Origin of the sequence: Rhodanobacter sp. FW102-FHT14D06 (genome assembly GCF_043950705.1) — a bacterium.
Lineage (GTDB): Bacteria > Pseudomonadota > Gammaproteobacteria > Xanthomonadales > Rhodanobacteraceae > Rhodanobacter.
On record NZ_CP170722.1, the window covers coordinates 770,020 to 792,712 of the forward strand.

The 22,693-nt window shown below is 69.5% G+C and carries 12 protein-coding genes; 8 read left to right on the forward strand and 4 right to left on the reverse strand.

Going from position 1 to position 22,693, the window contains the following annotated elements; genetic code table 11:
• Window positions 1–88: 88 nt before the first annotated feature.
• The 3 genes from ACFCQI_RS03875 to ACFCQI_RS03885 form a co-directional block, all read right to left on the reverse strand.
• Window positions 89–955: an SDR family oxidoreductase gene (locus tag ACFCQI_RS03875; protein ID WP_395120067.1), complete on the reverse strand. Its 867-nt coding sequence runs from the start codon at window positions 953–955 to the stop codon at window positions 89–91.
• A 7-nt stretch (window positions 956–962) separates the two neighbouring features.
• Window positions 963–2,669 carry a hypothetical protein gene (locus tag ACFCQI_RS03880; RefSeq protein WP_395120068.1) on the reverse strand — a complete coding sequence of 569 codons (1,707 nt, stop codon included), beginning with the start codon at window positions 2,667–2,669 and terminating at the stop codon, window positions 963–965.
• Window positions 2,670–2,802: 133 nt separating this feature from the next.
• The gene (locus ACFCQI_RS03885) at window positions 2,803–4,920 is read right to left on the reverse strand and encodes a bifunctional (p)ppGpp synthetase/guanosine-3',5'-bis(diphosphate) 3'-pyrophosphohydrolase (protein WP_395120069.1); all 2,118 of its coding nucleotides are present in this window, start codon (window positions 4,918–4,920) and stop codon (window positions 2,803–2,805) included.
• Window positions 4,921–5,031: 111 nt separating this feature from the next.
• Here ACFCQI_RS03885 and ACFCQI_RS03890 point away from each other — a divergent pair, with 111 nt between their 5' ends.
• Entirely contained in the window at window positions 5,032–5,502 is a 471-nt protein-coding gene (locus ACFCQI_RS03890; protein WP_395120070.1) for a hypothetical protein, read from the forward strand.
• A 9-nt stretch (window positions 5,503–5,511) separates the two neighbouring features.
• On the opposite strand, the gene hrpA is transcribed toward ACFCQI_RS03890, so the two are convergent.
• Complete coding sequence (hrpA, locus tag ACFCQI_RS03895) at window positions 5,512–9,651, reverse strand: ATP-dependent RNA helicase HrpA (protein ID WP_395120071.1); 4,140 nt, start codon at window positions 9,649–9,651, stop codon at window positions 5,512–5,514.
• 138 nt (window positions 9,652–9,789) lie between these two features.
• Here hrpA and ACFCQI_RS03900 point away from each other — a divergent pair, with 138 nt between their 5' ends.
• From ACFCQI_RS03900 to ACFCQI_RS03930, 7 genes are all read left to right on the forward strand, one after another.
• Window positions 9,790–10,257, forward strand: coding sequence for a Dps family protein (locus ACFCQI_RS03900; protein WP_395120072.1), 468 nt, complete (start codon window positions 9,790–9,792; stop codon window positions 10,255–10,257).
• Window positions 10,258–10,636: 379 nt separating this feature from the next.
• Window positions 10,637–13,237: a glycosyltransferase family 2 protein gene (locus tag ACFCQI_RS03905; RefSeq protein WP_395120073.1), complete on the forward strand. Its 2,601-nt coding sequence runs from the start codon at window positions 10,637–10,639 to the stop codon at window positions 13,235–13,237.
• A 119-nt stretch (window positions 13,238–13,356) separates the two neighbouring features.
• Window positions 13,357–15,132, forward strand: coding sequence for an autotransporter assembly complex family protein (locus tag ACFCQI_RS03910; RefSeq protein WP_395120074.1), 1,776 nt, complete (start codon window positions 13,357–13,359; stop codon window positions 15,130–15,132).
• Between the two features lie 263 nt (window positions 15,133–15,395).
• Window positions 15,396–19,145, forward strand: coding sequence for a translocation/assembly module TamB domain-containing protein (locus tag ACFCQI_RS03915; protein WP_395120075.1), 3,750 nt, complete (start codon window positions 15,396–15,398; stop codon window positions 19,143–19,145).
• A 106-nt stretch (window positions 19,146–19,251) separates the two neighbouring features.
• Entirely contained in the window at window positions 19,252–19,512 is a 261-nt protein-coding gene (locus tag ACFCQI_RS03920; protein ID WP_395120076.1) for a WGR domain-containing protein, read from the forward strand.
• Window positions 19,513–19,533: 21 nt separating this feature from the next.
• A complete protein-coding gene (gene hemE / locus ACFCQI_RS03925; protein WP_395120077.1) occupies window positions 19,534–20,601 on the forward strand; it encodes a uroporphyrinogen decarboxylase in 1,068 nt (355 codons plus the stop codon).
• 198 nt (window positions 20,602–20,799) lie between these two features.
• Window positions 20,800–22,692: a diguanylate cyclase gene (locus ACFCQI_RS03930; protein ID WP_395120078.1), complete on the forward strand. Its 1,893-nt coding sequence runs from the start codon at window positions 20,800–20,802 to the stop codon at window positions 22,690–22,692.
• Window position 22,693: the final 1 nt, after the last annotated feature.

Consider the following 22,693-nt stretch of genomic DNA (forward strand, 5'->3'; position numbering starts at 1 on the left):
GCGGCGGTTTTGCGGGCAAATTCGTGGCACGAGGGTGGTGGCGCGGGCACGGCGCGAGCGGCGTGAGGGGCCCGGGACGGGGTCAGGGTCACTTTTCGCTCGCGAAAAGTGATCCTGCCCCCCGGGGCATCCACATGCCGGCATCCGGCCGAAACGGCCGCGGGTGAATGCCCAGCAAGCGCTGCAACTCGCCGTTGTCGGCGACCAGATCGCGGTCCAGCCGGCTCAGCGGGCCACGCAGCGGCGGGCACGTGCGAGCAAGCAGCCGCAACAACCAGGCGGGCAGCGGCACTGTCACGGTGGCGCGCGGCAGGCTGTCGCGCACGCGCGCGAACATCTGCGGATACGGCAGCCGTTCGCCGCCGCCGATCGGCACGATGCGTCCCGCCGAGGCGGGACAATCCAGCGCGGCCAGCACTGCCTGCGCGACGTCGTCGGCATGCACCGGCTGGCGCAGGCCACGCGCGGCCGGGATCGGAAACAACCGCGTGCGCAGCGCACGGCGCGCGATCGGGGTGAGGCTGCGATCGAGCCCGGCGCCATACACCAGGGTTGGCCGCAGCACGGTCCACGCGCAGCCGTGGCGGGCGCAGGCGGTGGCCAGCGCAGCCTCGCCCTCGCGCAGCTGGCGCGCGATCGCGCGCTCGGCCGGCACCACCGAATCCCGCTTGCTTTCGGCGCTCATCGAACTGGTGGCCACCACCCTCGGCGCGCCGACCAGGCTGGCATGGGCCAGCCATTCGGCCAGCGCCAGCAAGGGACCGAAACTGATGATTGCCGACAGTTCGGGCAACGTCGGCATGTCGTGCGGCAGGGTACCGCGCAGCCACTGCACCCCGTCGCGCGCGGGCCGCGGATGCCGGCTCAGCGCCAGCACCGGCTCACCGGTGGCGCGCAGGTGCGGCAGGAGGAAGTGGCCGATCTGGCTGCTGCCGCCGACGACCAGCACCGTCATGTCGGCCTCACGGATTGCCTTGCAGTCGCGCGGCAAGCTCGGTCACGCGCGGATGGTTGGGCGCCAGCTTGCGCGCGCGCGCGAGCGACTGGCCGGCGCCGATGCGGTCGCCGCCATCGAGCTGCTGCTGGGCCCGATCGACCCAGGCGCTGGCCAGCTGGTTGCTCAGCCCCAGCTGTGCCGGATCGCCCGGCGCCAATTCGCCCAGGTTGGCCAGCATGTCGCCGGCCTGCTTCAGCTGGCCGGCCGCGAGGGCCTGCTTGAACAACTGTTCGACCCGGCCCGGCAAGGCCTGCAGGCCCTGCCGCGCAAGCACGTCGTTGCCATCGATCGCCAGCGCGCTGCGGTACAGGTCGTACGCGCTGTCGCCGGGCGGCATCATGATGTTGCCGCTGGCGGTGGCCTGCTGCGCGCGCTGCACCAGTTGGGCCACGGCTGCGCTTTGCTGCGGCGACAACGCGGCGGCGACTACCGGGGCCTCGTCGGCCGCGTGCACCGTCTCGGCGGGTTCGTCCGCGGGTGGCTTGCTCGCCGGCGGCTTGCTCTGCAGCCGCGCGCGGGCGGCGGCCAGATCGGCCGACTTCGGCGCCAGCGCATTCGCCTGGCCGAGCAGTTTGGCCGCCTGCGCGCGATCGCCGTCATCCATCGCCGCATTCGCCTGCACGGTCAGCGCCTGCGCCACGTCGCCCAGCCCGGCCTTGGCCTCCTCGCTGTCCGGATCAAGCGCCAACGCAGCCCTGAAGTGCGCCAGCGCGGTGTCGTCGCCGGAGCCGGCGATGCGGCCGTCGCGCAAGGCCTCACGGCCCTGGGCAATGGCATCCTTTACCGCGCCATCCTGTTGCTGGCGCCGTTGCGCCTGCAGCGCGCGCAGCGCCGGCAGCGAGCCGTTGTTCGGCCGCAGCGCGGCGATCTGCAGCACCAGCGGATCGGCCTTGGCCAGGTCGCCCGCCTCCAGCGCGTCGTGTGCCTGCACCGCCAGCGCGTTGGCGACCTGGTCCAGCCCGTGCGCGGCCACTGCGTTGTCCGGGTCGGTGCGCAACACGCGCTGGTAGAGCGCGCCGGCGCCGTCGGCACCATCCAGCTTGCCCTGCGCCAATGCCTGCTTGGCCTGGTCGACCAGGTCGCCGGTGTGCATCTGGCCCGCCTGCGCCTGGCGGATGAGCATGTCGAGGCGATCCACGTCGCGCCCGCCCCCGAGCAGTTCGCGGGCGACCGTGGCGCGCTGGGTGGCCTCATCCAGCCGGCCTGCCTGCAGCGCTGCATCGGCTTGCGACAACTCGGCCTGGCCAACCTGGCGCAGGCCGTCGCGGGCGCGATCGTTGTCCGGCTCGCTGGCCGCCACCTGCTGGAACAGTTCGCGCGCGCTGGTGCCGTCCTCGCCATCCAGGTGGCCCGCGTCCAGCGCCTGCTGCGCCTGCGCCAGCACGCTGTTGAGGTCGGTGCGCGGCAGCATGCCGCGCAGCCGGTTCTGGCTGAGCCAGAGCGCCGCGCCGAGCGCGACGACCAGCAGGATCAAGATCGGCAGCAGCCAGCCGCGACGCCCGCGCGATGCCGCGGTGCGAATCCCGCGGGCACGACGCCTTTCCACGGTGACCCGCGGCAGGCCATCGGCAGCGGACGCGCGCGGCTTGCCCTCCACCTGATCGAGGTCGCCCAGGGTGGGCTCGCTGCGGTTCGGTGGCCGGGCATCATGCGGGTTGCGGCGGCTGCTCATGATTCATGGCACTGGCGATAAGCGGTCGCAGCTTAACATCGCGCGACCGGACGGCCCGGCCTGCGCGATACCGGCGTTCAGCGTCCAGCGCTGCTGGCGAGGGCGGCGCGGCGCCCGGCGCCCCGGCGCCGCGCTAGGCGCTGATGCGGCGCACTTCGGTGACGTTGGGCAGCGCCAGCAGCTTGCCCAGCAGGGTGGACAGCTGTTCGAAATCGCGCACGCGCAGGGTGTAGCGCATCTCCACTTCGCCGGTCTGCGGACGCGAGCGGCTGGACGAGGCGATGATGTGGGTGCCGGCGTTGCTGATGAGGTTGGTGACGTCTTTCTGCAGCTCCTTGCGGTCGTAGCCGCGCAGTTCGATGTCCACCTCGTAAGCCTGGCTGGCGACGTGGCCCCAGCTCACCTCGATCACCCGGTCCGGGTCGCGCCGCGCGAGCCGCGCCAGGCTGCCGCAATCGGCACGATGCACTGAAACGCCGCGGCCCTTGGTGATGTAGCCGCGTACCGCGTCGCCCGGCAGCGGCTGGCAGCAGCGCGCCAGCGTGGTAAGCAGGTTGCCGACACCTTCGATGCTCAGCGTGCCCTGGTCCAGCGTGGCCGGCCGCGCCGGCGGCGGTGCCGGCGCGGGCGGCGGCGGTTGCACGGACTCCTGCAGCACGCGGGCGATCTGGCCGGGCGTGACCTCACCCAGTGCCAGCGCGATCAGCAGCTCGTCCTGCGTCTGCAGGTGGAATTGGGCGGGCAGCTTGCCGATGTCGGCGGCGGGCAGCGCCAGGCGCTTCAGTTCGCGCTCGAGCATGGCGCGTCCGACGCCGAGGTTGGCGTCGTGCGCGATGCGGCGGAACCACGCGCGCACCTTGTCCTTCGCCCGCGCGGTGTTGAGGTAGCCATGGTGCGGCGAGAGCCAGTCGCGGCTGGGTTCGGCGACCTTGGTGGTGAGGATCTCCACGCGGTCGCCGCTCTGCGGCTGGAAGGTCAGCGGCACGATGCGGCCGTTGACCTTGGCGCCGCGGCAGCGGTGGCCGACCTCGGTGTGCACCAGGTAGGCGAAATCCAGCACGGTGGCGCCACGTGCCAGGTCGAACACCTCGCCCTTGGGGGTGAGCAGGTAGACGCGGTCTTCCAGCAGCTCGGTCTGCAGCTCGGCGGCGAGGTTGCTGTCGTCGCCGCTGCGCGGCTCCAGCAGCTTGCGCATCCAGGCGATCTTGGCCTCGAACTCGGCGTCGCTGCCGCCACCCTCCTTGTAGCGCCAGTGCGCGGCCACGCCAAGTTCGTTGGCGCGATGCATCTCGTGGGTGCGGATCTGCACCTCCAGCGTCTTGCCCTGCGGCCCGACCACCGCGGTGTGCAGCGACTGGTAACCGTTGGGCTTGGGCCGCGCGATGTAGTCGTCGAACTCGTTCGGCAGGTGCGGCCACAGCGCGTGCACCACGCCCAGCGCGGCGTAGCACTCGGTGACGCTGTCGACCAGCACGCGCACCGCGCGGATGTCGTAGAGGTCGGAAAAATCCAGCGACTTGCGCTGCATCTTTTTCCAGATCGAGTAGATGTGCTTGGGCCGCCCCGCCAAGTCGGCCTGCAGGCCGGCGGCGTCCAGCGCCTGTTTCAGCTCGTCCAGCGACTGGCGGATGAATGCCTCGCGATCGACGCGGCGCTCGTCGAGCAGCTTGGCGATGCGGCGATAGGTGTCCGGCTGCAGGTGGCGGAACGCCAGGTCCTCCAGCTCCCATTTCAGTTGCCAGATGCCGAGCCGGTTGGCCAGCGGGGCATGGATGTCGCGGCTCAACCGCGCCAGCGCGGCGGCCTGCTCCGGCGGCAGCGACGCCGCGGCGCGCATCCGCGCGAGCTGGCGCGCCAGCAGCACGAACACCACGCGCAGGTCGCGCACGATCGCCAGCAACAGCCGGCGCAGGCCTTCGGTCGCCCCGCCGGGTGCGCGCTGCGCGTGCAAGGTCCACACCTGTTCGGCCGCCTGCTGGCCGGCGACCAGGCGCTGCACGTCCGCCGGCAGGCCCGGGCCGCGCGCAGCCCACAACGCCGGATCGACGCGCGCCAGCTCGAACCACAACGCCGCCGCCTGGGTCGACGCGTCACAACCGAGCATGCCGAGCAGGTCGAGGGTGTCGCCGCACTCGGCCTGGTCGACCGGATGCTCGCCGCAGGCCTCCAGCGCATCGGCCAGATCGGGTGACAGCGTGTCGGCGCGCTTGCGCCATGCGGCGAGGCTGCCTGAATGAGTGCGCGGGGCCATGATGGCGGCCATTGTAGTGGCATGGTCGCGGCGGGCGGCCTGCGGCGCTTGGCCTCGGGCCGCTTGGCGGGCAGAATCGGGATTCGCCATTCCGGCTTCGAGGAAATCCCCATGTCCTTCCGCGCACGCTGTCTCCCGCTGTTGCTGGCCCTCCCGTGCTGCGCCGTGTACGCGCAGCAGACGTCCGGCGACCTGCAGCAACGCATGAGTCCTTCCGAGTTCAAGGCCGCTGGCCTGGACAAACTCTCGCCGCAGGAACTGCAGAATCTCGACGCCTGGCTGCGCACGCACGCCAAGACCACCACCAAGATGGTCAGTGCCAGCGGCAAGCCGGTGTTCTACGCGAGCGATGCCAAGCGCGAGAAGATCGAGACCCGCATCAAGGGCCACTTCGACGGCTGGAGCGGCAACAACGAGTACACCCTGGACAACGGACAGGTCTGGCGGCAGATCGGGTCGGACAATGTGTCGTGCATGACTGCCGACAATCCCTCGACCAAGGTCAAACCCTCGATGATGGGCAACTGGCTGATGTACGTGTCCGGCTGCAACGGCAGCGTGCACGTGGAACGCGTGCGCTGATCCGGCCGCTCACGCGAGCGCGGCCAGCGCCTTCGCCAGCCGCTTGGCCGACACCGGCTCGGCGGTCTTCAGCTCCTGCGCGAACAGCGACACGCGCCATTCCTCGATCAGCCAGCGCAACTCGGCCAGTTCGGCCGGGTCGCCGCCGGCGGCGCGGTGTTGCAGGTACGCGCGCCAGTACGGCAGCACCTGCAGCATGCGTTGCTGGTCCTTCGCCGGGTCCTGGCGCAAGCGTTCGCCACGCAGGCGCATCGCCTTGAGGTAGCGTGGATAATGCGCCAGCCGTGAAGGCGGCAGCGCGCGCAGGAAACCGGGCACGAGCAGCGCGTCGAATTGTTCGCGCAGGTCGTCGTAGCTGGCGCGGGCGAAGCCGAGCAGCGGCGGCTCGAGCCAGGGCTTTGCCTCGGCCTGCGCCTCGATGATCGGCTCGGCCAGCTTGAGCCGCTCGACGCCGGCACCGAACAGTTCGCGCGAACACTGCGTGCGCAGCGCCTCGAACGCGCCGGCGGTACGCACGTCCAGTGCGTGGCGTTCCAGCAGATCGGTGAAGCCGCCTTCGAGCAGGTCTTCGCGCAGGCCGTCGACGCCGCCGAGCGGTGCGTATTTCAACGCCAGCGCGTTGCCGATCGGCAGTCGCCGGCGCGCCTGCTTCGCCTCGCTGGCCAGTGCGTTGCGCAGCAGCCGCACCACGCCGGCGGCATGCGCCGCGCGCGCTTCGTCGCTGCGCTCGAATACGCGCAACGCCACCGTCTCGCCCAGGTCAACCAGGGCCGGAAACGCGGTGAGGCCGGCGTCCGAACGCACCTGCGCAGGGATCGCCTCGAAATCCCAGTTGGCCACGTCTTCGCGAGTCAGCTCGATATCGGTCTTGCGCGAGAACGCCTCACGCGCCTGGCCTTCCCACTGCCCACGCAGCGCAGCCAGGTCGCGGCCACTGGCCAGCGTCTTGCCGCGTTCGTCATGCAGGCGGTAGCGCATCAGGAAATGCGGCGGCAATTCGATGCCGGCGAACTCGCCGGCGCCGATGTCGACGCCGGTGGCGCGTTTCAGGAAGGCGGCCAGCGCCTTGACCAGCGACTCGTCGCGGGGCGATTCCGCCTCGGTGAAGGCGCGCGCGAAATCCGGCGCCGGCACGAAGTTGCGGCGCAACGCCTTGGGCAGGCCGCGGATCAGTTCGGCCACCTTGTCCGCCAGCAGGCCCGGCACCAGCCACTCGCAGCGCGCCGCGGGCAGCGCATTCAACATTGCCAGCGGCAGTTGCAGGGTCACGCCATCGGCCTCGTCACCCGGTACGAAGCGGTATTCCAGTTTGTATCTCTGCGGCACCTCGATGGCGGCGGGAAACGCCTTCGCATCCAGCGCGGCACCAGCGCCCATCACGTCATCCAGCGACCAGTGCAGCGCGGCCTGTTCGGCGGGGCGGGCCTTGCGATACCACGCGTCGAGCGCACGCGAGCTGGCGATCTCTTCCGGCAGCTTGCCCTCGAAGAACGCGACCAGTTCGTCCTCGTGACGGATCAATCCTTCGCGGCGCTGCCTTGCCTCGATGCCCAGCGCCTCTTCCAGCACGCGCTGGTTCGCGCGCACGAAATCCGCGGCCGCTCCTGCGCGTCCTGCGCCCGCGGCACTTGACCGTCCATGATCGGCGCCGTCGATGTCGCCGCGCACCAGCGCCTCGCGCAGGAAGATCGCGTGCGCCAGCGCCGGGTCCTGCTGCTGGAAGGTGACCGGCCGCTTCTCCACCAGCACCAGGCCGAACAGGCTGACCTGTTCGTACGCCACCACGCAGCCGCGCTTCTTCGACCAGTGCGCATCGCGGCAATGCATGCGCAACAGATGCGCCGCCTGCTGCTCGATCCACAACGGCTCCACCCGCGCATTCGCCATGCCCCACACGCGGCCGCCCACGTCGAGGATCTGCGCGGAGAAGATCCAGTTCGGTGGTGCCTTCGACAGGGCCGAGCCGGGAAACACCTGGAACTTGCGCTCGCGCGTGCTCTGGTAGATGCCCTTCTCGTCCTTGCGGCCGACCTGGGTGGGCAGGCCGGCCAACAGGCTGCGATGGACCGCTTCGAAGAGGCGATCCATCGCAGCTTGCTGATCAATAACTCGCTCTTCGCGTTCGCCGCCTCTCCCCTCCGGGGAGAGGATTGCGACCGCAGGAAGTCCCCTTTTCGGGAAGGTGAGGGGCGGGTGCTCGCGCGAAGCCTCCCTGCCTTTGCTTTTCTTTCCGAGCTTTGATGCACCAGCCAGTGAAGTCTTCCGCGACCCCGCTCCCTCACCCCAACCCTCTCCCCGCAGGGGAGAGGGAGCAAGGCGCCAGCCCAGCTCTTCAACGACCAGCAGCAACTGCCGATGCAGCTCGCGCCATTCGCGCATGCGCATGAAGCTGAGGAAGTGCCGCGAGCACCAGTCGCGCAGCTTCGACTGGGTCAGTTCCTCGTGGGCGTCGTGATAGGCCCGCCACAGGTTCAGCACGCCGATGAAGTCGGACTTCGGGTCGGCGAACACGGCGTGCGCGGCATCGGCCTGCTGGCGTGCATCGCCGGGCCGCTCGCGCGGGTCCTGGATGCTGAGGAAGGCGACGATGACCAGCAGCTCGCGCAACGCATGCAGTTTCTCGCCCTCGACCAGCATGCGCGCCAGCTGCACGTCGATCGGCAGCCGCGCCAGCGTGCGGCCGATCGCGGTGAGCCTGCGCGCCTCGTCGATCGCGGAAATTTCGGTGAGCCGGCGGAAGCCGTCGGCGATCACGCGCGGGTCGGGCGCTTCCAGGAACGGGAACTCATCGACCTCGCCCAGCTGCAGCGCCAGCATGCGCAGGATCACGTTGGCCAGCGACGATCGCAGCAGCTCCGGATCGGTGAACGCGGCGCGGCCGGCGAAATCGGCTTCGTCGTAGAGGCGATAGCAGACGCCAGGTCCGACGCGGCCGCAGCGGCCCTTGCGCTGGTCGGCGGCGGCCTGCGAGATCGGTTCGACATGCAGCCGCTCGAGCTGGCTGCGCTGGCTGTAGCGCTTGACCCGCGCGGTGCCGGTGTCGATCACGTAGCGGATGCGCGGCACCGTGAGCGAGGTCTCGGCGACGTTGGTGGCCAGCACCACGCGGCGCTTCACGCCGGGCTTGAACACGCGGTCCTGGTCGCCGGCGGAAAGCCGCGCGTACAGCGGCATGATCTCGGTCTCGCGGTATTGCCGGCGCGACAGCAGCTGGTGCGCGTCGCGGATCTCGCGCTCGCCGGGCAGGAACACCAGCACGTCGCCGCGCGGATCGTCGTGAGTGATCTCGTCGAGCACGGCGGCGATGTGTTCGGCGCTGCCCTGCTGCATGCCCTTGCCTGCGGCTTCCACCGGCCGCCAGCGCAACTCCACCGGGTACGCCCGTCCTTCCACCTCGACCACCGGCGCGCCGCCGAAGTGTTCGGCGAACCTTGCGGTGTCGATGGTCGCCGAGGTGACGATGATCTTCAGCTCCGGCCGCTTCAGCGCCAGACGCTTGAGGTAGCCGAGCAGGAAGTCGATGTTGAGGCTGCGCTCGTGCGCCTCGTCGATGATGATGGTGTCGTAGGCACTCAGCCACGGATCGCCCTGGGTCTCGGCGAGCAGGATGCCGTCGGTCATGAACTTGATCAGGCTGCGCTCGGACACCTGGTCGTTGAATCGCACCTGGAAACCCACGACCTCGCCCAGCGGCGTGCCCAGCTCCTCCGCCACGCGGCGCGCCACCGAGCGCGCGGCCAGCCGACGCGGCTGGGTGCAGCCGATCATGCCCGCTTCGCCGCGGCCGGCGGCCAGGCACAGCTTCGGCAGCTGGGTGGTCTTGCCCGAACCGGTCTCGCCGGCGATCACCACCACCTGGTGTTTGCGGATCAGCTTGACGATGTCCTCGCCGCGCGCGCTGATCGGCAGCGACTCGTCCAGCCGGATTTCGGGCTTGGCCGCGGCACGGTCGCGGCGTCTGGCCGCGGAGCGCTCGATATCGGCGGCCAGCGCCCCCATCTTCTTTTCGTCGGGTCGGCGCGACAGCGTGCGCCAACGTCCCAGCAGGCGACCGAAGTCGCGACTGCACACCGCATCCAGCTGCCGGCGCAAGGTGCGCAAGCCTGGATCGGCAGCGGGATCGGATGCGGGCGCGCAGTGGTCGTTCATCGAACTGCGCATGATAGCCGGTGGCACGCCTCGACCCGATAGTCGGCGACTATCGCCAGCATCCGAAGGATTCATTTCCCGCGCGAGCGCCGAGCCACTACCGTTGATTCATTGCATCCACCCCCAAAGGAGCACGCCATGGCCATTTCCATCGGTATCGCCAAGAAGGATCGCGAAGCGGTCGCCAAGCACCTGTCCAAGCTGCTGGCCGACACCTACTCGCTGTACCTGAAGACGCACAGCTTCCACTGGAACGTCACCGGACCGCAGTTCAACAGCCTGCACCTGATGTTCGAGACCCAGTACAACGCGCTGTGGCTGGCCGCCGACGAGGTCGCCGAGCGCATCCGCACACTGGACGTGTTCGCGCCCGGTTCCTACAGCCAGTTCGCCAAGCTCAGCTCGATCAAGGACGAGCCCGGCGTGCCGGACTGGCAGGAAATGGTCGGCCAGCTGGTCGAAGGCCACGAGATCGTCGCCGCCACCGCCCGCGACGCCCTCAAGACCGCCAACGCCGCCGGCGACGACGGCACCGCCGACATGGTCACCGGCCGCCTCAAGGAACACGAGAAGACCGCCTGGATGCTGCGCTCGCTGCTGCGCTGATTTGCGCGTGGCATGAACGAAAGGGCCCGTCGATGACGGGCCTCTTCTGGCGACGTGCCGGGTCGCCTCAGCACGTGATCCCCACCCGTGGCTCGGTTGGAGCGCACTTTGACCGCGAGAGTTTTTGTCCTCCGGCTCACTTGAATCGAGGCATTTGGCTGCGCCAGGCGAGCGACTCTCCGCCCAGTCGCGTTACCGCCGGCAGCGGATGCGTCCGGCATCGGTCACCCCGACGTCCCGGTCCGTCACCGCCTGCATGCCGCCACCCGCCATGACCTCACGCTGACTGCCGCACCGCAGCATGATTGGCCGATGGCGTCACATTCGGTAAGCTCCTGCGGTTAAACCGCCTGTCGCGCAGGCCTTGCCGGGAACCTTCTTGAGCGCCACTGCAGCCATCCCACACAGCCGGTTCCCCCTGTTCAGCGCCATCGTGCTCGCGCTGCTGGCGGCGGCGCTGAACATCGCGCTGTGGTGGGGGGGCAACTACCCGCACGGGCCGGACGACTGGCACGGCAAGATCAGCGGCTTCGCGGTGTCGTTCTTCCAGCGCTACCAGAGCCCGTTCAAGCAGAGCTACCCCAGCGACGAGGAGCTCGGCGCCGACCTCAAGCTGCTGCACCGCTACACCGACCACATCCGCACCTACACCATGCAACAGAACCCGCAGGTGTACCGGCTGGCGCAGCAGCAGGGGCTGAAGGTGATGGCCGGCGCGGAGATCGACAAGCGGCTGGAGAACAACGAACGTGAGATCGAGCTGCTGATCGCCAAGGCGCGCGCCTACCCGGACACGATCACCCGCGTGATCGTGGGCAACGAGGTGCTGTTCCGCAACGACCTCACGCCGGAACAGATGATGGCCTACCTGGACCGCGTGCGCGCGGCGGTGCGCCAGCCCGTGTCGATCGCCGAGCCGGACTACATCTGGCTGAAGTACCCCGAGCTGGCGCAGCACGTGGACTACATCACCATCCACCTGTTTCCGTTCTGGAACGGCGTGGTGCGCCACAACGCAGTGGACGCGGCCTATGGCGCGTACGAGTCGATCGTGCAGCGATTCCCCGGCAAGCCGGTGGTGGTGGGCGAGATCGGCTGGCCGTCGAACGGCGACCGCCACGAATACGCCGACCCGTCGACCTCCAACGAGGCGATCTTCGTCCGCGACTGGATGAACCGGGCCAAGGCCGCGCACATCGAGTACTACCTGCTCGAAGCGTTCGACCAGCCGTGGAAGGAGAACCTCGGCGAAGGCCGCACCGGCGCGTACTGGGGCATCTTCAACGCCGACCGCCAACTGAAGTTCCCGCTGACCGGACCGGTGGTGGAAGACACCGCCTGGCCGTGGAAGGCGCTGGCGGCGAGCCTGCTGGCATTGCTGCCGATGATCCTGTTTGCACGCCGCTTCAGCCGCTTCAAGCTGGTCGGGCGGTTCTTCTTCTGCGCGCTGATCCAGCTCGCCTGCGGGCTGATCGTGTGGGCCGCCACGCTGCCGTTCAATTTCTACCTGAGCTGGGTCGACTGGACCATGCTCACGCTGCTGTTCCCGGCGCAGATCGCGATCCTGGCGATTCTGCTGATCAACGGCTTCGAGTTCACCGAGGTGCTGTGGCGGCCGAAGTGGATGCGCCACGCCGGCATGCTGAAGCCGGATCATCCGGACCAGCAGCCGTTCGTGTCGATCCACCTGGCCTGCTACAACGAGCCGCCGGAGATGGTGATCGTCACGCTCGACTCGCTGGCCGCGCTGGACTACCAGAACTACGAAGTGCTGGTGATCGACAACAACACCAAGGACCCGGCGGTGTGGGAGCCGGTGCAGGCGTACTGCGAAAAGCTCGGCAAGCGCTTCCGCTTCTTCCACCTGGCGCCGTGGCCAGGCTACAAGGCCGGCGCACTGAACTTCGGCCTGAAGGAAACCGCGCCCGAGGCCGACGTGGTGGCGGTGATCGACGCCGACTACGAGGTGCGCGCCGACTGGCTGTCCACGCTCACCGGCTACTTCCACGACCCCAAGGTCGCCGTGGTGCAGTGCCCGCAGGCGCACCGCGAGTTCGAGCAGAATACGTTCCGCCGCATGACCGCGTGGGAGTACGACGGTTTCTTCCGCATCGGCATGCACCACCGCAACGAGCGCAACGCGATCATCCAGCACGGCACCATGACGATGGTTCGGCGCAGCGCGCTGGAAGGCACCGGCGGCTGGTCGGAGTGGACCATCTGCGAGGATGCGGAATTGGGCCTGCGCCTGATGCATGCCGGTTACGACCTGGTCTACGTCGACGAACTGATGGGCAAGGGCCTGACCCCGGCCGACTTCAAGGCGTACAAGAGCCAGCGCTACCGCTGGGCCTTCGGCGCGATGCAGATCCTCAAGGGCCGCTGGCACTGGATGACGCAGAAGGGCCCGCTCTCGGCCGGCCAGCGCTTCCACTTCCTCACCGGCTGGTTCAGCTGGTTCGCCGACGCGCTGCATCTGATCTTCACCCTGATGGCGCTGTTCTGGACCGCCGGCATGGTCGCCTTTCCGCAGTACTTCAGCCTGCCGATGCAGCTGTTCCTGATCCCGGTGATCGGCTTCTTCTTCGCCAAGGCGATCTTCGGCATCGTGCTGTATCGCGCCCGCGTGCCCTGCAGCTGGCGCGACACGCTGATGGCCTCGCTGGCCAGCATGGGCCTCTCCCACGCGATCGCCCGCGGCATCCTGCACGGACTGACCCGCGAGAAGACCTCGTTCGTGGTCACCGCCAAGAGCCGCCGCCTGGGCGGCAGCAACTTCGCCGCGTTCGCGCCGGTGCGCGAGGAGTTGCTGATGGCGCTGGCGCTGATGCTGTGCATCGCCGGCATGGCCGAGGCGTTCGGCACGCGTTATATCGAGGGCACGTTGTGGATGATCATCCTCGCCGCGCAGTCGATCCCCTACGTGTCGGCGGTGACCGGTGCGTGGATCGCGCATCGATCGGGCGACAAGGCCGGTTGAAATCCAGCGTGACCCGCAGGCCCGGGCACCGAAGCCACCTGCCGGCATTCATGCGAGCCCTACGCCCATTTGGGTAAGCTGCGGCGACCTGTCATCCCGTCCAAGGACGCCCTTCGCGCATGCGCCGATGCCGCCGACGCCTGAGCCTGCTGTTGCTGCCGTTGCTTGCGCTGGCTTCGCTGGCGCACGCGGGCGTCGCGCTGCACGTGGACGGCGTGGAAGATCCGCTGAAGGCGGCGGTGATCGACCGCCTGGAGCTGTCGCAGTACGCCAAACGCGAGGTCACCGCCGCGCAGGCCGCGCGCCTGTACCAGCGCGTGCCGGAGCAGGTGCGCGCGGCGCTGCAGCCCTACGGCTACTACGACGCCAGCGTCACCGGCGAGCTCAGACAGGTCGGTGCGGACTGGCGGGTGGACGTGCATGTGACGCCCGGCGAGCCGGTCAAGGTGGCCAAGGTCGAACTGCAGCTCGATGATGCCGCGGGCAGGATCGCGCCGATCCGCCGCGCGCGCCGCGCGATCGAGCGGCTCGCCGGCAAGACGCTGAACCACGAAGCCTACGAGGAGGCGCGCGACGCCATGAGCGCGCAGCTGACCGCCAACGGCTACCTCGACGCCCGCCTGCTCACCCACCGGGTGGAAGTGAACCGCGGCGAGCGGCGCGCGGTGGTCAAGCTGGGGTGGGAAGTCGGCCCGCGCTATCGCTACGGCCAGGTGCACTTCGAGGGCTCGCAATTCAACGAGGGCTTCCTCGACCGCTACGTGCCGTTCCAGTCCGGCGACTATTTTTCACAGGACCAGTTGCTGACCCTGCAGCAGGCCTTGAACGGCGCGGACTATTTTGCCGTGGTCAACGTGCTGCCCGACGTCGACGAGGCGAAGCACGGCGTCGTCGACGTCACCGTGCAGTTGGCCCCGGCCAAGCGCACGATCTACACCGGCGGCCCGTTCATCGGCACCGATACCGGCTTCGGCGTGCGCGGCGGCATCGAGCGGCGCTGGGTCAACAGGCGCGGGCACAAGTGGAAGAACGAGCTGGTGGTGGCGCAGCGGCTGAAAACGCTCTCGACCATGTACACCATCCCGCTGCCCGGCCCGGACCAGCGCAGCTACAACGTCGGCGCGAATTTCCGCGACGCCGACACCGACACCTCGCAATCGCGGACGCTGGAGCTGGTTGGCAACGAAACGCGCCAGTGGCACGGCTGGACGCGCACGCTGGGCTTGCATGCGCTGGCCGGCACCTTCACCGTGGGCAAGCGCGGACGCGAACCGGACAACACGCCGGGCATCGAGCACGGCCGCAGCACCGAGGTGTTCGCCGAAGCCTCGCTGACCCGCAAGCAGACCGACAACCCCGCCTTCGTGCACCGCGGCTGGTCGCTGACCCTGGCCGCGCGCAGCACCGCCGGCAGCCTGCTCTCCGACGCGAGCTTCAATCAGGTCAGCGCCGACGCCAAGTGGATCCGCGCGTTCGGAGCGAAGCAGCGCAACCGGCTGATCCTGCGCGGCAGCGCGGGCATCACCCGCACCGACGACTTCGCCGCGCTGCCGCCGCAACTGCGTTTCTTCGCCGGCGGCGACCGCTCCGTGCGCGGCTACGGCTACCAGTCGATCGGCCCGCGCAACAGCTACGACCGCGTCATCGGCGGACGCAACCTGCTGGTGGCCAGCACCGAGGTGGAGCACTACTTCACCCGCAACTGGGGCATGGCCGCCTTCGTCGACGCCGGCAACGCCTACACCGGCACCGATTTCCGCCCGAAGATCGGCGCCGGCCTGGGCCTGCGCTGGCGCTCGCCGGTGGGCATGGTCCGGCTCGACCTCGGCACGCCGATCCACGATTCGGACCATCACGGCATCGAGTTGCACGTGGTGATCGGGCCGGATCTGTAAGCAGCCGGGATTCGGGAAAGGCTGAACTATTGACTATTGAACATGACGCTCACCACAAACACCTCACCCACCACCGCTCTTCCTGAGCGCAGGCCTGAAAGGCCGAAGTCGAAGGGCGCCCCGCGGAAGACTGCCCTTCGACTTCCTCGCTCCCCAAAGCAGCGGCCATCCATGGCCCCTCCCCGCGTGCGCTTCGCTACGCTCAGGGCGAACGGCAGTGAACATTCCATCCGCGTAAACGGCAAGCGGAGCAGGCTGACGGCATGAAGTGGATCAAGCGCATTGCCGTCGCCGCTGTCGCGCTGCTGCTGGTGGCGACGCTGGCGTCGTGGTGGCTGCTCGGCACCGCTCCGGGCCTGCGGTTCGCTCTGGCGCGTGCGCAATCCCTGAGTGGCGGCACGTTGCAGGTGCAGCAGGCGCAGGGGCGGCTGGCCGGGCCGCTGCAACTTTCCGGCGTGCGCTACGACGACGGCCACGGCACCGTGGTGGATCTGGCCACGGTGCGGCTGGACTTGCGCTTCTGGTCGCTGCTGGGCAAGCGCGTGCACCTGACCGCGCTCGACGTGGAGCGCGTCACGGTGGCGTTGCCCGCCGCCAGCACCGATGAAAGCGCAAGCTCCGGCAGCCTGTCGCTGCATCTGCCGGTGGAGCTGATCCTGGATCGCGTGCACGTCGGCCCGATCAAGGTGACGCAGGCGGGCAAGGACGTGTTTGCCGCCGATCGGCTCGACCTGGCCGGGCGCTGGACCGACCGCGGCATCGCGCTGCGCCAGCTCGCGCTGCGCGCACCGGACGGCCATGCCGATCTCGCCGGCGAGCTGGTCTTCGGCAAGAGTTATCAAGGCAACGGCACGCTGGGCTTTGCGTGGAAAGCCGGCGACACCGATGTCGCCGGCACGCTCTCGATCCACAGCGACGGCAGGCGGGCCACGCTGGATGGCGCGCTCACCGCACCGGCGCCGATGAAGCTGCACGCCGAACTCGCCCAGGCCGGCGAATTCGGCTGGAGCGGCACGCTCGAGGCGCCGCGTTTCGACCCCGCGCCGCTGCTCGGCGAAGGCTCGCTGCAATCGCTGGCGTTCTCACTTGCGGGGCACGGCGACCGCCACGGCGGCACGCTCGAAGGCCAGCTCGACCTGAACCAGTACCGCGTGCTGCTGCAGCCGCTGCGCGCGCGGTTCGACCCCGACTACCACACGCTCACGCTCGAACGACTCCGGCTCGGCTCGCCGCGCTTCAAGGGCAACGTGGAAGCGAGCGGCACCGTGCAGCTGGACGCCAAGCCGCTCGCCGCCAACCTGCAGATCGGCTGGACCGACCTGCAACTGCCGGCCGAGCTGGCTGGTCGGGAGTTGGCCAGCCACGGCCAGCTCAAGGCCACGGGCAGCGTCGACGCGTACCGCGTGCAAGGCAATCTCGCGCTGGGCCCGCCCGGCAAGCTGGCGCAGCTGGCGTTGGAACTGGACGGCACGCCGCAGCGCTTGCAGGTGCGCACGCTTGACCTGAAACAAGCCAAGGGCCGGCTCCAGGCGCACGGCGAGCTGACCTTGCAACCGGGGCTGGCGTGGCAGGCCGAGGTCCGCGCCGAGGCCTTCGATCTTGGCCAGTTGCTGGCGCACTGGGACGGCGCGCTCGATGCCGACATCGCCAGCCAGGGCCGGCGCACGGCCGACGGACTCGACGCCACGCTGGACATCCGCAAGCTCGCCGGCAACCTGCGCAAGCGCGCGGTCAGCGGCCACGGCAAGCTGCACCTGTCGCCGCAGCGGGTGCTGGACGGTCGGCTGGAACTGGCCTCCGGTCACAGCTCGCTGCAACTGACCGCGCGGCCCGGCGCCAGCAACGACGCCGAACTGCAACTGGCGATCGCCTCGCTCGGCGACTGGCTGCCCGATGCCAGCGGCCGTCTGGACGGCCATTTGCGAATCCAGGGCAAGCTGCCGAAGCTCGGCATCAACGGCCAGCTGCACGGAGAGGCGTTGGCCTGGCAGCAGCAGCGCGCACGGCGCCTGCGCCTGATCGTGGGGCTGCCGGACATCAGCCGCGTGGCCGGCAAGCTGGACCTGCAACTGGATGACACTACCGTGCAGGGGCTGACATTCCAGGATATCCACGCGCTGGCCGAAGGCAGCGATTCCAACCATCGGCTCGAAGTGCAGGCGCGCGGCAGCCAGCTGTCCGGCACGCTCGACCTGCACGGCGCGCTCGCCGGTTCGCGCTGGAGCGGCACGCTGTCGACGCTGAATCTGGAACCCCAGGGCCTGCCGCCGTGGCGTCTGCAGCATGCCACCCAGCTCGGCTACGACGATGGCGCGATGCAGCTTGCCGACCTGTGCATCACCGCGGGCGACCCACTGCTGTGCGCCAGCGCGCGCCGCGACAAGGCCGGCAACCTCGACGCCAGCTATCGGCTGCAGGCCCTGCCGCTGGCGCTGCTGCTGAACGCCACCGGCGAAGCCGACCTGCCGCTGCGCGCCGACGGCGACATCGAGGGCAGCGGCAAGATCCACCGCAGCGCGGCCGGTGCGCTGAGCGGCCAGGCGTCGATCGGCTCGGCACACGGTGCGATCAGCTATACCGACGACGCACGCGCGCCGCTGCTGCGCTACGACCGCCTGCAGCTCGACGCCAATCTCGCGCCGCAGCGCCAGCAGATCGACCTGCATGCCGCGCTGAACGATGGCGGCCGCATCGACGGTCAGCTCGGCATCGCCGGCGCGCAACAGGCGCTGAGCGGCCAGCTGGAATTGCACCTGGGCAACCTCGCCTTCGTCGAGTTGCTCAGCCACGAACTGGCCAACGTGAAGGGCCGCGCCGACGGCCGCTTCCAGTTCGCCGGCAGCCTGGCGCAACCGCTGTTGACGGGCCAGGCCGAGCTGGGCGATTTCACCGCGGAGATTCCCGCCGCCGGGCTGACCCTCGCGCAGGGACAACTCCACGTGACCACGCTCGACGGACAGCAGTTGCAGATCCGCGGCAGCGTGCAGTCGGGCAAGGGCAGTGTCGCGGTGGACGGCAGCGCCAGCCTCGACGGCGCCCTGCCCACGCGACTCACCATCAAGGGCAGCCAGTTCACCGCGGTGGACATCCCGGCGGCCAGCGTGGTGCTCTCGCCCGACCTGCTCGTGCAGCAAGGCGCCAACGGCATCGACATCACCGGCGCGGTGAGCCTCGACCGTGCACGGGTGAACGTGGACAAGCTGCCCGGCGCCGGCGCCAGCGCCGCCTCGCCCGACGTGGTGGTGGTGGACGCCCGGCAGGCGCAGGGCGCCGCCAGCGGCACGCCGTTGAACGCGATGGTCAAGGTCAACCTGGGCGAGCAGACCCACGTCACCGGCATGGGCCTGGACGGCCGCCTCAGCGGCGTGCTGACGGTGATCGAAAAGCCTGGCCGCGCCACCATCGGCCAGGGCCAGATCGCGGTGAACGGCACCTACCGCGCGTACGGACAGGACCTGCAGATCCAGCGCGGCCAGCTGCTGTTCGCCAGCACGCCGATCGACAACCCCGGCCTGAACATCCGTGCGGTGCGCAAGCTCAACCCCAACGCCACCATCGACGAGGGCCAGGAAGTGGGCCTGTACGTCTCCGGCACCGCGCAGCGGCCGATCCTCACCGTGTTCTCCAACCCGGTGATGGAGCAGTCCGACGCGCTGTCGTACCTGATCACCGGCAAGCCGCTGTCCGAGGTCAAGGGTGGCGAAGGCAGCATGGTCAGCGCCGCGGCGCAGGCGCTGGGTTCGGCCGCGGGCGACCTGCTCGCCAAGCGGATCGGCTCCCAGCTGGGGCTGGACGACATCGGCGTGTCCAGCAACGAGGCGCTCGGCGGCAGTTCGGCGTTCACCGTCGGCAAGTATCTTTCGCCGCGGCTTTATCTCAGCTACGGCGTGGGCCTGTTCGAGCCGGGCGAGGTGATCACCCTGCGCTATCGGCTGAGCAAGCGCTGGAACCTGGAGGCGCAGCAGGCCACCGAGTTCAGCCGCGCCAGCCTCAACTACCGGCTCGAAAGATAGGGCCGCCGCGGCCGCCGACGGATTGCCGCGGCGGCAGACGGCCCTGGCCCGGCCCGCTAGAATGGCGGGTGCTGCGGCAATCACGTCCGCACCGTTTCGGAAAACCATGCGCCTCTACCTGCAATCCGTGCCCGGCAGTACCGACACGCCGCGTTATGTCCAGATCACGCTGGAGCAGGATCTGCTCGGCGGCTGGACGCTGTACCGCGAGTCGGGCACCCAGGGCGGGCGCGCCACCATGAAGCGCGAGCAGTTCCTGGAACGCGACGCGGCCATTGCCGCGTTCGAGAAGACCCGCGACGCGCAGCTCAAGCGCGGCTTCCGCCTGATGTTCGCCCAGGGCCAGGAAGGCCCGTACGGGCGCTGAAATCCCTCACCGTTGATTGCCATGCCCGATGCCCTGAACAACGACCGCTTCCTGCGCGCGCTGCGCCGCGAGCCCACCGACACCGCGCCGATCTGGGTGATGCGCCAGGCGGGCCGCTACCTGCCCGAGTACCGCGCCACCCGCGAGCGCGCCGGCAGCTTCATGGGCCTGGCGCAGAACCCGGAATACGCCTGCGAAGTGACCCTGCAACCGCTGCGGCGTTTCGACCTCGACGCGGCGATCCTGTTTTCCGACATCCTCACCATTCCCGACGCGATGGGCCTCGGCCTCTCGTTTGCGCACGGCGAAGGCCCGCAGTTCGCGCGCCCCGTCCGCACCGCGGCGGACATCACCCGGCTCGCCGTGCCGGACATGGATGGCGAACTGCGCTACGTGATGGACGCGGTGCGGCTGATCCGCCGCGAACTGCACGGCCGCGTGCCGTTGATCGGTTTTTCCGGCAGCCCGTGGACGCTGGCCTGCTACATGGTCGAGGGCCACGGCTCGCGCGATTTCGCCACGCTCAAGACGCTGTGCTGGAACGAGCCGAAACTCGCCCACCAGCTGCTCGACACGCTGGCCCAGGCGGTGACCGCCTACCTGCTCGCCCAAGCCACGGCCGGCGCGCAGGCGCTGATGATCTTCGACACCTGGGGCGGCCTGCTCGGCCCGGCGCCGTTCCGCGAGTTCTCGCTGCGCTACATGACGCAGATCGTGACCGCGCTGAAGGAGCACGCGGCTTCGCGCGAGTTGCCGGTGACCCTGTTCTCCAAGGGCGCGGCCGGCCAGCTGGCGGCGCTGGCCGACAGCGGCTGCGCGGCACTGGGCGTGGACTGGACCATCGACCTGGCCGACGCGCGCGCCGCGGTGGGTGATCGCGTGGCACTGCAAGGCAACCTCGATCCGGCGATCCTGCGCGCCAGCCCGGCGGTGATCCGCCGCGAGGCCCGCGCGGTGATGGACAGCTACGGCAACCACCCCGGCCACGTGTTCAACCTCGGCCACGGCATCACCCCGGAGGTCGATCCCGACCACGTCAAGGTGCTGGTGGACGAGGTGCACGCCTACGGGCGCACGCTGCGCGCCTGATCGAGGACCGGCCCGCGCGCGGCACTCAAGATCGGCGACGCGACGCCGATACCCCAGTGGCATGGACCCCGGTGCGAGCAGCCAGGCCGCGGCCTGCGGCAGGCCGAATGCCTCGCGGCCCGGCATGAGATGCGCGGCAGTCGCACATCCGCCCGCATCCCGCGTACCGTGTGCGTCATCGACCCAACGAGCAGCTGCATGAAGGCCATCGAACAACTGCGAATCAACGGCGGCCTGCCCAGCCCGAAGGGTGTGGCGCTGGCGATCATGCAGATCAGTCGCCGCGACGACGCGACGCTGGAGGAAATCAGCCGCCTGGTGCAGAGCGACCCGGTCACCAGCGGGCGCCTGCTGCACATGGCCAACGCCGCCAGCATCGGCGGCCGCCCGCTGGCCAGCATCCCCGAGGCGATCATTCGCCTCGGCCTGGCCGCCGTGCGCCAGCTGGCGATGGGTTTCTCGCTGGTCGACCAGTACCGCAGCGGCGCCTGCAAGAGCTTCGACTACCCGCGCTTCTGGTCGCACTCGCTGCTGATGGCGGTGGCCATGCAGGAACTGGGCAAGCGGGTGCGGCTCGCGTCGCCGGATGAACTGTTCGCCTGTGGCCTGCTCGCCCGCATCGGGCAGCTGGCGCTGGCCACGCTGTACCCCGAGGAATACGCGCAGCTGCTGCAACGCGGCGGAGAGACCACGGTGGAGGCCGAGCGGCAACTGCTGCACGTCGACCACAACGAACTCACCGCGGTGATCCTCGAAGACTGCGGCATCCCGCGGGCACTGGCCGAGCCGGTGTTCTTCCACGAAAACGTCGAGTCGGCCAGCTTCGCCGAGGGCTCGCGTCCGTACCAGCTCACCCGGCTGTTCCACCTGGCCAGGCGGCTGGCCGACCTGAGCCTGGCGCCGGACGAGCAGCGTACCCAGCACATCGGCGAGCTGATGCTGCTGGGCGGCAAGATCGGCCTGGACGCCGGCGAACTCGGCATCCTGCTCGACCAGGTGCATGCGCAATGGCACGACTGGAGCGCGGTGCTGCAGGTTCCCGACGACAACGTGTCGGCCTTCACCGACCTGGTCGCCACCCCGGCCGCCGCCGCTGACAACGCGCCCGCCGTGGAGGTCTCGCGCGTGCTGTGGGTGGCCAGCGCGGCGCCGGTGCGCGCGATGCTGGCAGAGATCCTCGGCGGCATGCCCGATCAGGTGGTGCACTCGGCCGGAAGCGGCGAGGAAGGCCTCGCGCTGGCCGTGCAGCTGATGCCGCAGGTGGTGATCGCCGACTCGCGCATGCCCGGGCTGGACGGCTGGGCGCTGTGCCGCGCGCTGCGCGCCACGCCGTGGGGCCAGTCGATCTACCTGATCGTGCTGGCCAGCGTGACGTCCGAAACCGAGATCCGCCTGGCCACCGAGGCGCAGATCAACGATTGCGTGAGCCCGGCCCAGGCCGCCCGCATGTTGCCGTTGCGGATGGGCGCGGCGCGCCAGTACGTGAAGCTGCTCAACCAGTGGGAGCACGACCGCGCGCAGCTCAAGCGGTTCTCCGCCGAACTGGCGATGAGCAACCGCAAGCTGCAGCACTACGCCCTGATCGACCAGCTCACCGGCCTGCAGAACCGGCGCGCGGGGATGGAGTCGCTGGCCCAGGCGTGGAGCATGGCCGAACGCTCCGGCGATCCGGTGACGATGATGATGATCGACATCGACCGCTTCAAGGAGGTCAACGACACCCACGGCCACGCGGTAGGCGACCAGGTGCTGCTCGAAGTGGCCCGCACCATCCGCCGCTCCGCGCGCAAGGAGGACGCCGTGTGCCGCATGGGCGGCGAGGAGTTCCTGGTGATCTGCCGCAATGCCGACTTGTCCTCCTCATTGCACGCGGCCGAGCGCCTGCGCAAGGCGGTGGCCGGCCTGCGGGTGGCCGTCGAGGACCAGCAACTGGGCGTGACGATCAGTATCGGCCTGGCCGCGCGCGAGGACGGCATGGCCGACCCCGGCGCCCTGGTCAACGCCGCCGACAAGGCGCTTTACGCGGCCAAGAAGAAGGGTCGCAACCGCACCTGCCGCTACGAGGACGGCAAGCTTTACCTGGAAGGCTGAG

Bases quoted from the DNA above. Each gene is read 5' to 3' on its own strand.
- ACFCQI_RS03880 (WP_395120068.1), bottom strand. From the start codon at position 2,669: ATGAGCAGCCGCCGCAACCCGCATGATGCCCGGCCACCGAACCGCAGC.
- ACFCQI_RS03910 (WP_395120074.1), top strand. From the start codon at position 13,357: ATGCGCCGATGCCGCCGACGCCTGAGCCTGCTGTTGCTGCCGTTGCTT.
- ACFCQI_RS03885 (WP_395120069.1), bottom strand. From the start codon at position 4,920: ATGGCCCCGCGCACTCATTCAGGCAGCCTCGCCGCATGGCGCAAGCGC.
- ACFCQI_RS03920 (WP_395120076.1), top strand. From the start codon at position 19,252: ATGCGCCTCTACCTGCAATCCGTGCCCGGCAGTACCGACACGCCGCGT.
- ACFCQI_RS03915 (WP_395120075.1), top strand. From the start codon at position 15,396: ATGAAGTGGATCAAGCGCATTGCCGTCGCCGCTGTCGCGCTGCTGCTG.
- ACFCQI_RS03875 (WP_395120067.1), bottom strand. From the start codon at position 955: ATGACGGTGCTGGTCGTCGGCGGCAGCAGCCAGATCGGCCACTTCCTC.
- hrpA (WP_395120071.1), bottom strand. From the start codon at position 9,651: ATGAACGACCACTGCGCGCCCGCATCCGATCCCGCTGCCGATCCAGGC.
- hemE (WP_395120077.1), top strand. From the start codon at position 19,534: ATGCCCGATGCCCTGAACAACGACCGCTTCCTGCGCGCGCTGCGCCGC.
- ACFCQI_RS03900 (WP_395120072.1), top strand. From the start codon at position 9,790: ATGGCCATTTCCATCGGTATCGCCAAGAAGGATCGCGAAGCGGTCGCC.
- ACFCQI_RS03890 (WP_395120070.1), top strand. From the start codon at position 5,032: ATGTCCTTCCGCGCACGCTGTCTCCCGCTGTTGCTGGCCCTCCCGTGC.
- ACFCQI_RS03930 (WP_395120078.1), top strand. From the start codon at position 20,800: ATGAAGGCCATCGAACAACTGCGAATCAACGGCGGCCTGCCCAGCCCG.